General features: G+C 52.5%; 9 protein-coding genes. 3 read left to right on the forward strand and 6 right to left on the reverse strand.

Translation table 11 applies throughout. The features are described 5' to 3' along the window. Positions 1-100 precede the first annotated feature (100 nt). The 4 genes from Q0Y46_RS09910 to Q0Y46_RS09925 form a co-directional block, all read right to left on the reverse strand. The gene (locus Q0Y46_RS09910) at positions 101-1,924 is read right to left on the reverse strand and encodes a Mu transposase C-terminal domain-containing protein (RefSeq protein ID WP_297947055.1); all 1,824 of its coding nucleotides are present in this window, start codon (positions 1,922-1,924) and stop codon (positions 101-103) included. Beyond that, a complete protein-coding gene (locus Q0Y46_RS09915) occupies positions 1,917-2,612 on the reverse strand; it encodes a hypothetical protein (RefSeq protein WP_297947057.1) in 696 nt (231 codons plus the stop codon). The genes Q0Y46_RS09910 and Q0Y46_RS09915 overlap by 8 nt, the downstream gene beginning before the upstream one ends. Before the next feature lie 168 nt (positions 2,613-2,780). Continuing rightward, positions 2,781-4,616, reverse strand: coding sequence for a glutamine-hydrolyzing GMP synthase (guaA, locus tag Q0Y46_RS09920; protein ID WP_297947059.1), 1,836 nt, complete (start codon positions 4,614-4,616; stop codon positions 2,781-2,783). A gap of 85 nt (positions 4,617-4,701) precedes the next feature. Then, positions 4,702-6,168 (reverse strand): M17 family metallopeptidase, encoded by a 1,467-nt coding sequence (locus Q0Y46_RS09925; protein ID WP_295684984.1) that lies wholly within the window; start codon positions 6,166-6,168, stop codon positions 4,702-4,704. 113 nt (positions 6,169-6,281) lie between these two features. On the opposite strand from Q0Y46_RS09925, the gene Q0Y46_RS09930 reads away from it, so the two are divergent. Next, positions 6,282-7,346: an outer membrane beta-barrel protein gene (locus Q0Y46_RS09930; protein WP_297947061.1), complete on the forward strand. Its 1,065-nt coding sequence runs from the start codon at positions 6,282-6,284 to the stop codon at positions 7,344-7,346. Positions 7,347-7,349: 3 nt separating this feature from the next. Next, positions 7,350-8,351 carry a calcium/sodium antiporter gene (locus Q0Y46_RS09935; RefSeq protein WP_297947063.1) on the forward strand — a complete coding sequence of 334 codons (1,002 nt, stop codon included), beginning with the start codon at positions 7,350-7,352 and terminating at the stop codon, positions 8,349-8,351. Positions 8,352-8,496: 145 nt separating this feature from the next. Here Q0Y46_RS09935 and Q0Y46_RS09940 read toward each other — a convergent pair whose 3' ends face one another. Beyond that, positions 8,497-9,741 carry a spore maturation protein gene (locus Q0Y46_RS09940; RefSeq protein WP_295684994.1) on the reverse strand — a complete coding sequence of 415 codons (1,245 nt, stop codon included), beginning with the start codon at positions 9,739-9,741 and terminating at the stop codon, positions 8,497-8,499. A 57-nt stretch (positions 9,742-9,798) separates the two neighbouring features. Here Q0Y46_RS09940 and Q0Y46_RS09945 point away from each other — a divergent pair, with 57 nt between their 5' ends. Next, positions 9,799-12,549 (forward strand): TIGR02171 family protein, encoded by a 2,751-nt coding sequence (locus Q0Y46_RS09945; RefSeq protein WP_297947066.1) that lies wholly within the window; start codon positions 9,799-9,801, stop codon positions 12,547-12,549. Here the strand turns inward: Q0Y46_RS09945 and yfcE are convergent. After that, positions 12,539-13,177 carry a phosphodiesterase gene (gene yfcE, locus Q0Y46_RS09950; protein ID WP_297947068.1) on the reverse strand — a complete coding sequence of 213 codons (639 nt, stop codon included), beginning with the start codon at positions 13,175-13,177 and terminating at the stop codon, positions 12,539-12,541. The two genes, Q0Y46_RS09945 and yfcE, sit on opposite strands and share 11 nt — an antisense overlap. Positions 13,178-13,186 lie beyond the last annotated feature (9 nt).

Raw genomic sequence — 13,186 nt, forward strand, 5'->3', positions numbered from 1 at the left:
GGACATGCTTTTTATTGCAGCTCGGTCATAATGGGGGAGCCTGGTAAGGGCTAGACTTAAATCATCCCCAAGCAAAAGCTTTGGTAGCTTTGAGCTAATGTTAGTTGTCATTCTTTGCCTCCGTGATGATGTCTTTATGGGTTTCGTATTTCTCGATTCGTCGGTTTTCCCCGATGGCTTTGAGACATTTTTTAGGCTTTATGGCGCCCTGTTCGACGATTGTCTGGATGTGGGAGATTAGGTTGATTCGGCCTTGCATGGATTCTTCGTAAAAATGTTTGACATGCTCCTTTTGTGCTGTTTTTGCTTGGTTCACGCTGTCTAGCTTGGCCCCGTCAAATTGTGTGTCGATAAGTTCAAACCGTCTGAAATTCTCATCGACTAGGTACACATAGGTGACATTATCGGGATTAAAAGCGACATTGACTTTGTTACCCTTGAGGAAACGTTCTACAAATCCATCTGAACCGTAACGGAGGCCGTTCACAATTAAACCTTTTCGGGTGAAATGCCCCGTAGTTCTAGGCAACAGGAGCGCTGTGATGGTCTCGGGTGATGCAAAGATGAGATTCCCTAATCCATGTTTCTTTTGAAATCCCCAAATGCTGGCAGAGTACGGAGGCGTTTTCTCATCAAGCATTTGGGCTGTATAGGGGAAATTTTTGAGGACTCTTTTGGTGTTATGGAAAATGATTGCATGGATGATGATGGTCTCAAAATCATGCAATGAGATACAGGCGTCTTTCCTGTAATCGTGACCACCACGTTTTTGAAAATCTGATTCGATGACGCCTTTTCCCTTCAAATAGGGCTTATAGGCATTCTGAATCAAGTCAAAGAATTTTTCGACACGCCCCTTGAGTTCTGGACGAAATGGTGGAAGGTTTATGATTGTTACCCCCAGTTCTGCCAGCTGTTCAAAATTAAAGCTTGCATATTCTGAGCCCCTATCTGTTACCATGATGGAGGGCAATTCCTTGCAGGGCCAGTCTTCGTCCTTTATCTCGATTCCGAAAGCTTTACAGAGTTCAGTCTTGTCTGCGATGATATTCAAAATCAATTCCCGAACACTGTACATTCCTCCCTCCCAACCAAGATAATAGCCGCAACAAAGCCCGCTGTAGCCGTCAATGCAGGCTGTGAGAATCGGCCTTCCTATGACAATCCCTTGGCTATTGCATAAGTAAATGTCGCATATAGTGGAATCCAGCATTCCCGTTCCGATACACGGAGCAAATTCCTGAACGCCACTTCCAAGCAAAGGTCTATGGTTCATTTGATAGTCTTTTAGACCGCCTCTGCTGATGAGCTCCGTTTGGATTTTTCGGTTTCTATAAAAGAAGTAGCGAAATTGGTGAATCGAAGGCCTGTCGGCCTTTATTTGACCGTCGGGTTCACAGTATCGTTCCTTAATTAGGGAATAATACGTATCAGTTAGACTTTTACCATGTCTGGTGTAGAAAAACTTGTTTAATGCCCAGCGGAAGTTCTTTTGGTCTGGGGTAAGTTCTTTTTGTTGTGCCTTTTTTGGGGCTAGGATTGCCTTGTTCTGGAATGCGAGGTATCTGTAGAGCCATTTCTTGACTCCACGGATACTGTAACCGTTAAGTTTGGCTATCTGTCGAAGCATGGAACAGCGTTCCTGAGAGTCGCCTATTATTGGGATTATTCCGCTTATGAGTGTATATCTTTTGTTTGTTTCTGCCAGTTCCTTTTCATTTAAGTCTGTTCTTAGCTCAATTTTTGCTCTGGCTTGGAGTTCGTCTTCAGTTATTTGTTTGGCGCCTTCGAATTGCTCTTTTAGAATGAACATGGGATTGCATTGACGAATACAGTTGATAACCAATAGACCGTTGTTATCATCGTTTTCTAGGATACGGTAAATTGTGCCGTTTTTATCCCATAGAGAATTTGTGCTATACATTAGGTTTCTCCTGGTTGGTTACGATGCCCCAGTTGGAGATACCCCTTTTATTCCAAAATTCCCTAGATGCATCGAGCAAGGCAATGGTCATTGGTTTAGCCAGGAATTTTCTCTCGACACATTCCCTGACAAGGAATGAACCATCTTTGCATTTGCATAAGAAATCGCTGGTGTAGGCGCCTACACTAAGTCCATCAAGGGGGACGTTGCACTGGATGGTTTCTATTGAGTCCGTCTTTTGCAAGATGTCCAGGTAGACTGATTGGAGCTTGCTATATAGGCGGCACACAGAAGCTGCCTTAGTCACACTCCGTTTCTCACATTTACATTTGGGGTCTTTGCGCATCATAGAGAGATTTTCCTTGTTTCCCAGTTTCCCGAAAAAGGCATGGTTTTTCCCGATTTCGGGAAAATTTTGCGGAATTCGGGCCGAAATTCGGGAAACCGATAAGTGGTCTTTGCAGAAAACCCTTGAAATTTGCTCAAAAAAGCCATTCCCGAAATCCCGAAAATGGGGTGAGCTGATTTCCTCTATGTACCTTTGTAACCTTCGTTCCAACATGTGTAATCGTTCGTTCCAACCAGGTTTGCACCCTTCGTTTGCAACTTTGTTTTCAACGTCATCCCGAACCATCGTTGCCAGCTCGTTGCAAAAAGAAGGCCCCTTTGGTTCTAACAATCGCTTCAAACCCTGTTGTAATCTGGGCTAGAGCCTGGTTGCAAACCTTGTTTCAAACCCTGTTTCAAACCCGTTGCAAACAAAAAAAACACCGAGATTGACTCTCGGTGTTCGCAAACTTGGTTTGGAACCGTGGTTCACACAAAGTGGAACGGGCGGTGCAAAGTTACAAGCCGCTTATTCCCACTCGATGGTTCCGGGCGGCTTGTGCGTCACGTCGTACCACAGGCTGCCAGCACCTTCGGCTTCGAACTTGCGCCAGAGACCGGCGAGCAATCCCTGATCGATTTCGGCGAAGTTTGCGGTCATGGCTTCGGTGGAGTTCACCGGGCGCATCACGATGCAGGGCTTGTTTGCTGTGCGGAGCGGGACGAGCACGACCGGCATCTGCCAAATTTTTTCGTACAGGTCGTTGGCCTGCAGGAATTCGGTGCAGATGTTGTCGAACTTGCGGAGCGTATCGAAGTTTTCGCGGGTGGCGAACTGTTCCACGAGTTTCGGATCTTCGTCGGCGACGCTGCCAATCTGGTAAATCACGCGGTTGATGGCCTTGAAGCGGTTGGCGAGTTCTGTCGAGAACTTTTCGCAATCCTTCCAGGAGAGGCCCGGAGTGGTAATGAGGAACGGCTGTGCGTAAGTACGGCCATCGCCCTGCACGCCCACGCTCTTGATGGGGAGCAGGCGGCCTGCAATGTTGTTCGCCTTCAGGTAGTCGGCGAGGGACTGACCGGCGGTATCCTTCACGTCTTCAAACTTCACCATGTCGCTGGCGAGCACGCCATCGCTGCAGAGCAGGCGTACGCCGAGGCCCGGACCCGGGAACGGGTGGCGCCACACGAGGTTGTGCGGGATGCCGAGTTCTTCGCCCAATGCGCGGACTTCGTCCTTGTACAGGTCGGCGAGCGGTTCGAGCACGAGGCCCTTTTCCATGAGGTCCAAAACTTCTTGAACGCGGTTGTGGTGCGTCTTGATTTTGTCGGCGTTCTTGGTGCCGCCGCTTTCGATGGTGTCGGGGTAGATGGTGCCTTGCGCCATCATCCACTGGTTCGGATCGAGGTTGAGCTTCGCCATTTCCTCGTCCTTCACCGTCAGGAATTCCTTGCCGATGATGCCGCGCTTGGTTTCCGGCGCAGTCATGCCCTTGAGCTTCGCGAGGAAGTGCTCGCTTGCGTCACGCACCTTCAAGTTGTTCATGCCTTCCTTCGTGAGGAAATCCATAATCTTCTGGGATTCGCCGAGGCGCATCATGCCGTTGTCCACGTGCAGGCCGAGGACCTTTTCCGGTCCGAGTACGCGGTTCAGGAGCACGAATGCCACGGTAGAGTCCACGCCGCCGGAGACGAGCAGGAACACCTTGCGGTCCTTGACCTGGTCCTTGATGCGCTGCGTGATGAGCGGCAGGTAGCTCTTCATGTTCCAGGTCTTCTTCGCGCCGGTGAAGTCGATGAAGTTTTCGAGCAACTTCATGCCGAACTTGCTGTGCGTGACTTCGGGGTGGAACTGGATACCGAAAATCTGGCGTTCGGGCTTGTCACTGTCGAAGGCGACGGCCGCGATTTCGCAGTCCTTGGTGCTGGCCACAATCTTGTAGCCCTCGGGGAGCTTCGTGACTTGGTCGCCGTGGCTCATCCACATGGGGGAGGCCTTCGGGAGGTCCTTCAAAATCGGGCACTTTTCGTCGCCCACAATCAGGTCGGCGATGCCGTATTCCTTGACCTTGCCCGGTTCCACGTGACCGCCCAGCTGCTGGGCAATGAGCTGGTGTCCGTAGCAGATGCCGAGTTTCGGCACCGGGAGGTTCAAAATTTCGGGATTGTATTCCGGGGCGTCCGCGGCGTACACGCTGGAGGGGCCGCCACTGTAAATGATTCCCTTCACGCCTTCCAGTTCGCTGACGGGAGCGGCGGGGGAGTGGATTTCGGTAAACACGCCCAGGCGGCGCACGCGGTTAGCAATCAGGTGGGCGTACTGCCCGCCAAAGTCCAAAACTGCAATCGTATCAACGTTCTTCATATTCGCTTTCTCGTGAAAAACGGAATTTTTAAACTGTCATTCCCGGCTTGGCCGGGAATCTCCTTTCCCGAACAAAGATAGAAATTTACTCGGCAGCGCTCATTTCGCGAGCAAGCTCGATAAGTGTCTGCACGCCGAATCCGGTCGCACCGTATTCGGTGTATTTCCACTTCTTGTCGACGAAGGCGGTTCCCGCGATGTCCCAGTGGGCCCAGGCGGTGTCTTCGGGTACGAATTCCTGCAAGAAGAGGGCGGCGGAGATGGCTCCCGCATCGCTTCCGGTGTTCTTGAGGTCGGCGAACTTGTCTTTGAGCGCATCGGCGTATTCTTCTTCGAGCGGCATGCTCCAGAACTTTTCGCAGCAGGCTTCGCCGCAGTTGATGACCTTGAGTCCGAGGTCGTCGTCGTTGCTGAAGAACCCGGCGACGGCGTAGCCGAGGGCGCGGACCATGGCGCCCGTGAGGGTGGCGAGGTCTACGATGTGCGTTGCTCCGATTTCACCTGCTTCGGCAAGTCCGTCGGAGAGAACCAGGCGGCCTTCGGCGTCTGTGTTGTCGACCATGACGGTCTTGCCGTTCTTGGCCTTGAAAATGTCTCCCGGCAATACGGACTTGTTGCCGATGGCGTTTTCGGCAAGGCAGCAGACAGCGCTTACGTGGATCGGGAGCTTGAGTGTTGCGATGGCCTGGATGGCGGCAAGTGCGGTGGCCGCACCGCTCATGTCGCTAATCATTTCGGGCATGGATTTGGGCGGTTTTAGACAAAGTCCGCCGGTGTCGAACGTGAGACCCTTGCCGACGATGACGAGGTGGTCCTTGGATGTGCGCTTGGCGGGCTTGTAGTCAAGCGTAATCATGTAGGGCTCGCGGGAACTGCCCTTGCCGACGGTCACGTGGCCCATGAAACCTTCTTTTTCAAGCTGCTTCATGTCGCGCACCTTGATGGAAAGCCCCGGCGTGTACTTGGCAATCGTCTTTGCGTTCTCGACGAATTCGGCGGGGTAGAGGTCTGCGGCACAAGTGTTGATGAGGTTCTTCGCAAGGGTCACCGCCTTCTGTTCGACGGCGACTTCTTCGGCGATTTTCTTGAATGCGGCGACGTGTTCACCGGCGATAATTTCGTAGGTGACCTGGAAATTCGGCTTTTGCTTGCTCTTGTAGGCGTCGAACTTGTAGTTCGCGTAATGTAGACCGTGGACGATGGCCTTGAACTGTTCGTCGGCGGCGTCGGCGAGGAATATACTCACGCAGGGAATCTGCTTTTTCATGGCGCGGCCGGCGAGGCGGTAGGCGGCCATGCGCAGGTGGTCGAGGTTCGATAGCCCGCGTTCCTTGGCGGCGTCGACAAACAGGGTGTTGTCTCCGTCGATTTCCAAAAGTTCAAGGTCTTCGAAGGGTCCGTCCTTCATGCCTTCGAGGACGGATTCCACTTGGGCGCTACCGGCTTCGGTAAGCACCTTGGAAAATTGGACGGACTGCTTGACAAAAAATAGAGCGTAGGCCTTGTTTTCTTGGGCCTTTGCGGATTCGGAAGAAATAATATTGAGTTTCATACGTCCAAAATTTAGAATAAAAGTGTATTCAGGGCGTTTTTTAGCGGTGCAGAGTCGCTTTTTTTGTTTGATAATTGCTATAATAATCGTGTGTAATAAAAATGGAGTGAATTATGAATATAAAAATCAAGTCCATTGTAGCTATTCTTTCGTTGTCCGCGTTCGCTTTTGCCGCTGAACCTGCGGCACCGACCGCAGTCCGTGCCGCCGATGCTGCTGCTCCTGTGGCTCAAGCCCCTGCCGCTGCACCCGCTGCCGAAGCCGCACCCGCGGCTGCTCCCGCTCCCGAGGCGCAGGCCCCTGCCGCCCCGGCCGAAGAACCTGTTGTTGAACCGGTTGCCCCGACGGCCGTCCGCGCCGCCGATGCTGCCGCTCCTGTCGCTCAAACCCCTGCTCCGGCAGAACCGGCCCCCGTGGCCTCGGCCCCTGCTCCTACGCAGCAGCGCCGTATCGATCCCGATACGCTCCAGCCGGCTGTTGTCTATCGCACCACCACAGTTCCTGTCAAGACAGTTTATGTGGCTGAAAGGTCTGGCGAAGATACGGTCACGCTCGATGAACTTCGCGGCTTGTTCCCTCTGAGATTCACCGTTGGTGCCCAGGCTTTCCTCGGTGGGTATTTCTTGAACGACTACGGGTATTACGACAACTCCTTTGACGATTTCACATGGCGAGTCGGTCTTTCGTCTGTCTTGCCGTTGAATAAGTACACCGTGGCCATGAAAATTGGTGTCCTTTATGAGCAGAGCTTGGCCGGTGGTACGTTGCACTACGACGACCGCAATACGCGTACTGTGACAGTCTACAATCTGGAATTCAAACAGCGCAAGATCGATGTCCCGGTGCTGTTCTCCATCAAGGCTCCCAATTCTGGCCTCATGTTTGATTTTGGTGTCCAGGCGTCTTTCGCCGTGTATGACAAGTTTGAACTTTCTTCTTCGAAGGATGGCGGACGTAAGCATGAAGAACGCATCGACATGCTTGACGAAGGTTATCGCAAAAATATGGGCTGGGACCTGGCGTTCGGCATAGAATACTGGGCTACCAAGCACATTGCTCTAAACGTTCGTGTTGACGCGGGCTTCACCGACCTGTATGATTCCTTCAACGACGATGTCATCAAGCTGAGCGACCTCTCGTCGTCTGCTTTCCTCATAGGTCTTTCTTACTACCTGTAATAGATGCTCCTCCCTATAGTTGCTGTTGTTCTTGGCCTTGCCGTCCTGGTCTGGAGCGCGGATAAATTTGTGGATGGCGCTGTGGGCGTGGCTCGTTTCTTTGGAATGAGCACGCTCCTTATCGGGATGGTTATCGTTGGCTTCGGGACCTCTGCTCCCGAAATGGTCGTGTCGGCCTTGTCAGCGATGGAAAACGCACCTGAACTCGCTCTAGGTAACGCATACGGCAGCAACATTGCGAATATCGCTCTTATTCTCGGCGTCACGGCGCTGATTTCTCCAGTCATCGTCAAACGTGACGCATTGAAGCGCGACGTTCCGATTTTGATTGGGGTGACGGCTGTTGCCATCATCGAGGCGGCAGATGGTTCCATCAGTCGCATGGATGGCGTCGTACTGCTCATGCTTTTTGCCGGAATCATGGGCTTCAATATCTGGAGCGAACTTCGGGCGAAAAAGAAGGCTTCGGCGCAAGAAATGGATGCCGATGACGGTGATGAGTCCGGGAAGGCTTCGCTGCCGAAATCCATTGCCTGGCTTTTGCTCGGCCTTACTTTGCTTGTGCTGAGTTCGAGGTGCCTTGTCTGGGGTGCCGTGGAAATTGCTCAGGCACTCGGCGTGAGCGACCTTTTGATTGGCCTTACCATCGTGGCCGTGGGAACATCCCTGCCGGAATTGGCAAGCTCCATTGCCGCTGCCCGTAAGGGCGAAAATGATTTGGCTTTTGGCAATATCGTCGGGTCTAACTTGTTCAATACGCTTACGGTCGTGGGTATCGCGTCGACGATTTCTCCGATGCACACAGTTGATCCGCTGGTGTTCAGCCGCGACTTGCCCGTGGTGGCCGTGTTGACGGTGTTGTTGCTATTGTTCGGGCTGCCGGTGCGCAAGAAGCGCCTGGATGCGAACGGACTGCGAATCGGGCGAATCAACCGCCTCGAAGGAACGACCTTCCTCGCCATTTACGTAGGATACATTGGGTTCTTGATAGCACAAGCGGTGTAGGTAGTGAGAGGCTAGAGACTAGAGAATAGAGGCTAGTGCATAAGAATCACGCACTTCGTGCGTCAATAACATACGGCGAAGCCGTGACATTTTTCTCTAGATTCTAGCCCCTAGATCCTAACCCCTAGATCCTAGTCTCTAATCACTATACCGGCGGGAAGAACAAATACGCTATCGCTATCGCCGCTATTACTCCGACGGCGTCGGCGATGAGTGCGCAGGTGACGGCGTGGCGAGTCTTCTTTACGCCTACAGAACCGAAGTACACCGCGATGATGTAGAACGTGGTGTCGGCGGCTCCCTGGAACATGCAACTGAGGCGGCCGGCAAAACTGTCGGGACCGAGCGCCTTCATGGCGTCGATCATCATGCCGCGGGCACCGCTCCCGCTTAAGGGCTTCATGAATGCGGTGGGGAGCGCGGGGACAACGTCGTTACCGACACCGAATAGCCCAAGCACCCAGGAAATCCCGTTCATGAGCAAATCCATCGCGCCGCTCGCGCGGAACACGGCGACACCCACGAGGATGGCGACGAGGTTCGGGATAATCATTACGGCGGTGTGGAAACCGTCCTTAGCGCCTTCGACAAAAGCTTCGTAGGCCTGCACTTTCTTGTACACCGCGAGCCCGAGGAACGCAACGATGATGCCGAATAGCACGATGCCGCTGATGAAGAGGCTCGTGGTGCCGATAGCTTCGGCGGTGAGGTGGCTGAAGTAGAACATGATGGCGATGACGCAGGCCGAAAGCCCGCCGAGCCAAGCGACCGTCACCGGGTCCTTGAGCTTGACCTTCTGGAAAAAGCTAAGCGCGAAGATACCCGCCATGGTGCTGAAGAACGTCGAAAGCAGGAGGGGGAGGAAAATGTCGCTCGGGTTTGCCGCCCCAAGCTGTGCGCGGTAAGTCATGATGCTGACCGGGATGAGCGTAAGCCCGCTTGCGTTCAGCACGAGGAACATGATTTGCGAGTTACTTGCGACGGTCTTGTCTTCGTTCGGGTTGAGCTCCTGCAACTGCTTCATCGCCTGCAGGCCCATCGGTGTGGCCGCGTTATCGAGGCCCAGCATGTTCGCACTGATGTTCATGAGCATCGTGCCCACGACCGGGTGGTTCTTCGGAATTTCGGGGAACAGGCGGCTGAACAGCGGGGAGACGATTTTTGCGAGAATCTGGACGGCGCCTGCCTTCTCGCCAATTTTCATGATGCCGAGCCAGAGGGAAAGAATGCCCGTGAGGCCGAGGGCGATTTCGAACGCGGTCTTCGACATGTCGAACGCGCCGAGGATGGCCTTGTTGAAGATTCCGGTATCGCCGAAGGCGAGCCACTGCACCATGCACGCGACAAACGCGCCAAAGAAGAATATAAGCCAGATGACGTTTAGAACCATGTTGAAAATTTAAATAAAAAAAGTCGGAACCAGTCCTTAATAAGTTATCTTTCGTCCATGATGGCTGTCAAGAATTTCGTATTTCCTGTTCTTTTGTTTCTTTTGGGATGCCTTGTTTCGTGTTCCAATAGCAGCATGTACAGTTCGTCTGATGATGGAAAAGTTCAGTTCGAAGCACCCCGTGGAATGGTCTATGTTGCCGCACATGGGAAGTCCGTGTTTCTAGGAACTTCTGCCGAAGGAGCCTCCGTCAAGGAATCTCCGGCGATGCGAGTCAATTTTACTTATGATTTTGCAATGGGCAAAAGCGAAGTGACCCGTGGTGAATTCTATAAATTGCTGAAAAGGCCTGCGGATGCGTTCGTTGACGATTCTCTCCCCGTGACAAGCGTGACTTATTTTGATGCGATTCTCTTTGCCAATGCAAAAAGCCGCTCCGAGTCGCTAGATACGGCTTACACGTACACGGCTGCACAATTCGATTCCTTGGGAAACTGCATGAGTTTGGAAGGTCTGGAATTCCATCCCGAAGTTCAAGCTTATAGGTTGCCGACCGAGGCGGAATGGGTGTTTGCCGCATCGGACGGATGGAATGTGGAAAATAGCTGGAGCGGCGGAAATTCCGGTTACGAGATACACAAGGTCTGTTCTCGACAGAAAAACGGCCTGGGACTTTGTGACATGGAAGGCAACGTGGTCGAGTGGGTGCAGGATTGGTTCTCCTATTTTGCCGATACGGTTTACACGAATTTCGTGGGTGGCAAAGACGGTGGTCGCTTGGGCGAACGGATTGTGAAGGGTGGCTACTACGGAAGCGATCCGCAGCATGTCAGCGTGGTTTCTCGCAGCGATGTCTATACCGTGTTTTCGGCGAACCGCTATGCCCATTTGGGGTTTAGGCTTTGTTACGGAAGCATTCCCGATGCGGAATGGAGTGGCCTGTCCAGTGCCGATGCGTTGTCCAATATTAAGGTTGTTGCCTCGGGAACCTCGCTCAGGCCTATTACGGGCACATTCAACATGCGGCTTGCTTTCCGGAACGATATGACAGGGAACCTAGTGCTTGTCAATTTCGCTGCCGACGGGCAGACGTATTTCGAAATTCAAGATACGATTGACGTCTATCATCCTGAAATTTCACCTGACGGGAATTGGGTCGCTTTTTGCACACAGTACGAGGGTTCTTCAGGGAAGTCTAGTTTGTATGTGCGCTCCATGAACGAAGACAGTACGAAGGTGTTCCGGCTAGATATGGAATCGGCGGCGGTTCCCCGGTGGAGAATTTTGCCCTCGGGTGATACAGTTATTGTGTATGTGACCAATGCCGGAATTAATAGTGATGAAACGGTTTGGAATGAGGCTTCTACATGGCAAGTAGCCTGGTCTGGTGGAAAATTCAAGAAGCCGGAAAAGCTTTTTGATGGCGCTTACCGTGATGGGGTTTCGTCGGAGAATTCCTTGGCTGTGAGTGGGGCTAGGCTCCTTCGGGTACGGGTAGACGGGAAAGATACAGTGTGGTTTGACGGGGCGCAGGCCTGCAATGCGTCGCTCTCGGGAGATGGATCGAATCGCGTCTTGTTCCTGGATTTTGACGGTGCCATCGGGAAAGAAATTGTCGGGCAAAAATATGGAACACACGGATACGTCCTCGTTGCCGATAGCACGGGAGCCCTAGTCCAGTATGCCAAGGCACCGGACGGGTATGCGTTTGACCATACAGAATGGGCTTACAAGTCGGGCATGGTTGTTGCGACACTGACGAACGTGAACGGGGCGCATTCCAGGATTGTCCTTGTCGATTTATCGACAAATAAGGTGACTGATCTCGTTACAGGGACCGAAATATGGCATCCCAGTTTTTGGATGCAAAAAATTGAATCTTCGGGGAATGGCGAATTTGTTCTAAATCCGGACAGTGCGGGTGTTTACTACGTAGAAAATGGCAGTTCGGCCGCTTCGATACTGCGTGAAAAAATGGAAATGTTTTGGCGCTATAGGGATTCCGTGAATCTTATCATTCTTGGCTCGTCGCGCCCCTCGTCTGGCTTGGATCCGTTCGTGTTTAGCGACAGCATTTTCGCCTTCAATATGTCGTGCATTCCAGACAATATGGAACTGAATCGCTTCTTGTTCGAGAACTATGTGCTGAACCACATGTCCCGATTAAAGTATGTGGTCGTTTCGCTTGATATTGATTTGTGGTGGCGCACCGAAGACGATGTGGACAGTTACTTCTTTGCTTACGAATACAAGTCTTATCCAGGATTCGTGTACGACGAAAATCATGATTTCTGGAAGGACGGCTACCCGGAAAATCTCTTGGAATATACGGAAAACAACCTCTATGTGGCCCTCGACAAAACTGTACATTCAAAAAATCGCGGGTTGCAGTGGCTCCTGAGCGGCATGGGCTGGTTTGAAGACCCTCCTGTGGAACATGACAGCACGTGGCTAGATACTTATCCGCAGTATTACAAAAAGAATCTGGAAGCACTGAAACGCCTGATTGGCCTTGCAAAACTCCATGACGTGAACGTGGTGGGGATTGTGTTCCCGCAGAGCCCCGGATACAGGAAAACGGGCTCTTTTGGCCGTTACGGCATTAGGCGGAGCGAAGCTGACAGCCTCTTGAATGAACTCAAGGATTTGGAAAATGTCTACGGCAATTTCCGTTTTATGGACGAGAACAAGATGGGCCTGCATGACTATCCCGATTCACTTGCGTACAACCAGGATCATTTGCTGAACGAAGCTGCGGCCATTATGGTCCCGCGGATAGAAAATGTCTTAAAGCAATTTAGCCGATAGTTTGGCTAGCGAGTTCGCAACCGTCATTGAGCCTGTGAATGCTGAACTTGGCGGGGGATGTTCCGCTTGCGCTCTCGTAAAGCCCGAAGGTAGGCGGGTTGCCGCCCTTGGGGAGGCTCGTGGAGCCCGGATTCACCAGCAGGACATCCTTGAAATTCTTTTCGAGTTTCCAGATGTGTGTGTGGCCGTACAGGTAGGCGTCGATTTTCGGGTACGGATTCTCTTTTTCGAGGTCCAGCGCATACGGGGCGAGGCTCTGGAGCGCGTCGGCGGGGAAACATTCCGGCGTGTAGATGTGACCGTGGCTCAAAAAGAGGTGGCAAGATGCACCATTCTCGTTGGCGTCTTCCACGACGGTGTAGCTGTCCTCGACAGGGAAATCGAGCATCATCAAGTCCACGTCGGCGTCGCAGTTGCCGCGCACGGCGGTGATGCATTCCTTGTACGGTGCCAGCGCTTCGACGACGCCCATAGGGCCGTGCCCTGCAGGGAGCGGATTGCGCGGGCCGTGGTAGAGCGTGTCGCCCAGCAAAAAGATGCGGTCGCAGCGGAACTTTTCAAAGAAGGAAAGCGCCTGCCTCGCGGCAATCGCAGAACCATGAATATCGGAGAGAATAAGGGATTTCATTGTAGGCTC

This window comes from uncultured Fibrobacter sp. (assembly GCF_947305105.1).
Taxonomy (GTDB): domain Bacteria; phylum Fibrobacterota; class Fibrobacteria; order Fibrobacterales; family Fibrobacteraceae; genus Fibrobacter.

Excerpts from the sequence above, each read along its gene's own strand:
- Q0Y46_RS09945 (WP_297947066.1), top strand. The coding sequence starts at position 9,799 with ATGATGGCTGTCAAGAATTTCGTATTTCCTGTTCTTTTGTTTCTTTTG.
- yfcE (WP_297947068.1), bottom strand. The coding sequence starts at position 13,177 with ATGAAATCCCTTATTCTCTCCGATATTCATGGTTCTGCGATTGCCGCG.
- Q0Y46_RS09910 (WP_297947055.1), bottom strand. The coding sequence starts at position 1,924 with ATGTATAGCACAAATTCTCTATGGGATAAAAACGGCACAATTTACCGT.
- guaA (WP_297947059.1), bottom strand. The coding sequence starts at position 4,616 with ATGAAGAACGTTGATACGATTGCAGTTTTGGACTTTGGCGGGCAGTAC.
- Q0Y46_RS09930 (WP_297947061.1), top strand. The coding sequence starts at position 6,282 with ATGAATATAAAAATCAAGTCCATTGTAGCTATTCTTTCGTTGTCCGCG.
- Q0Y46_RS09940 (WP_295684994.1), bottom strand. The coding sequence starts at position 9,741 with ATGGTTCTAAACGTCATCTGGCTTATATTCTTCTTTGGCGCGTTTGTC.
- Q0Y46_RS09925 (WP_295684984.1), bottom strand. The coding sequence starts at position 6,168 with ATGAAACTCAATATTATTTCTTCCGAATCCGCAAAGGCCCAAGAAAAC.
- Q0Y46_RS09935 (WP_297947063.1), top strand. The coding sequence starts at position 7,350 with ATGCTCCTCCCTATAGTTGCTGTTGTTCTTGGCCTTGCCGTCCTGGTC.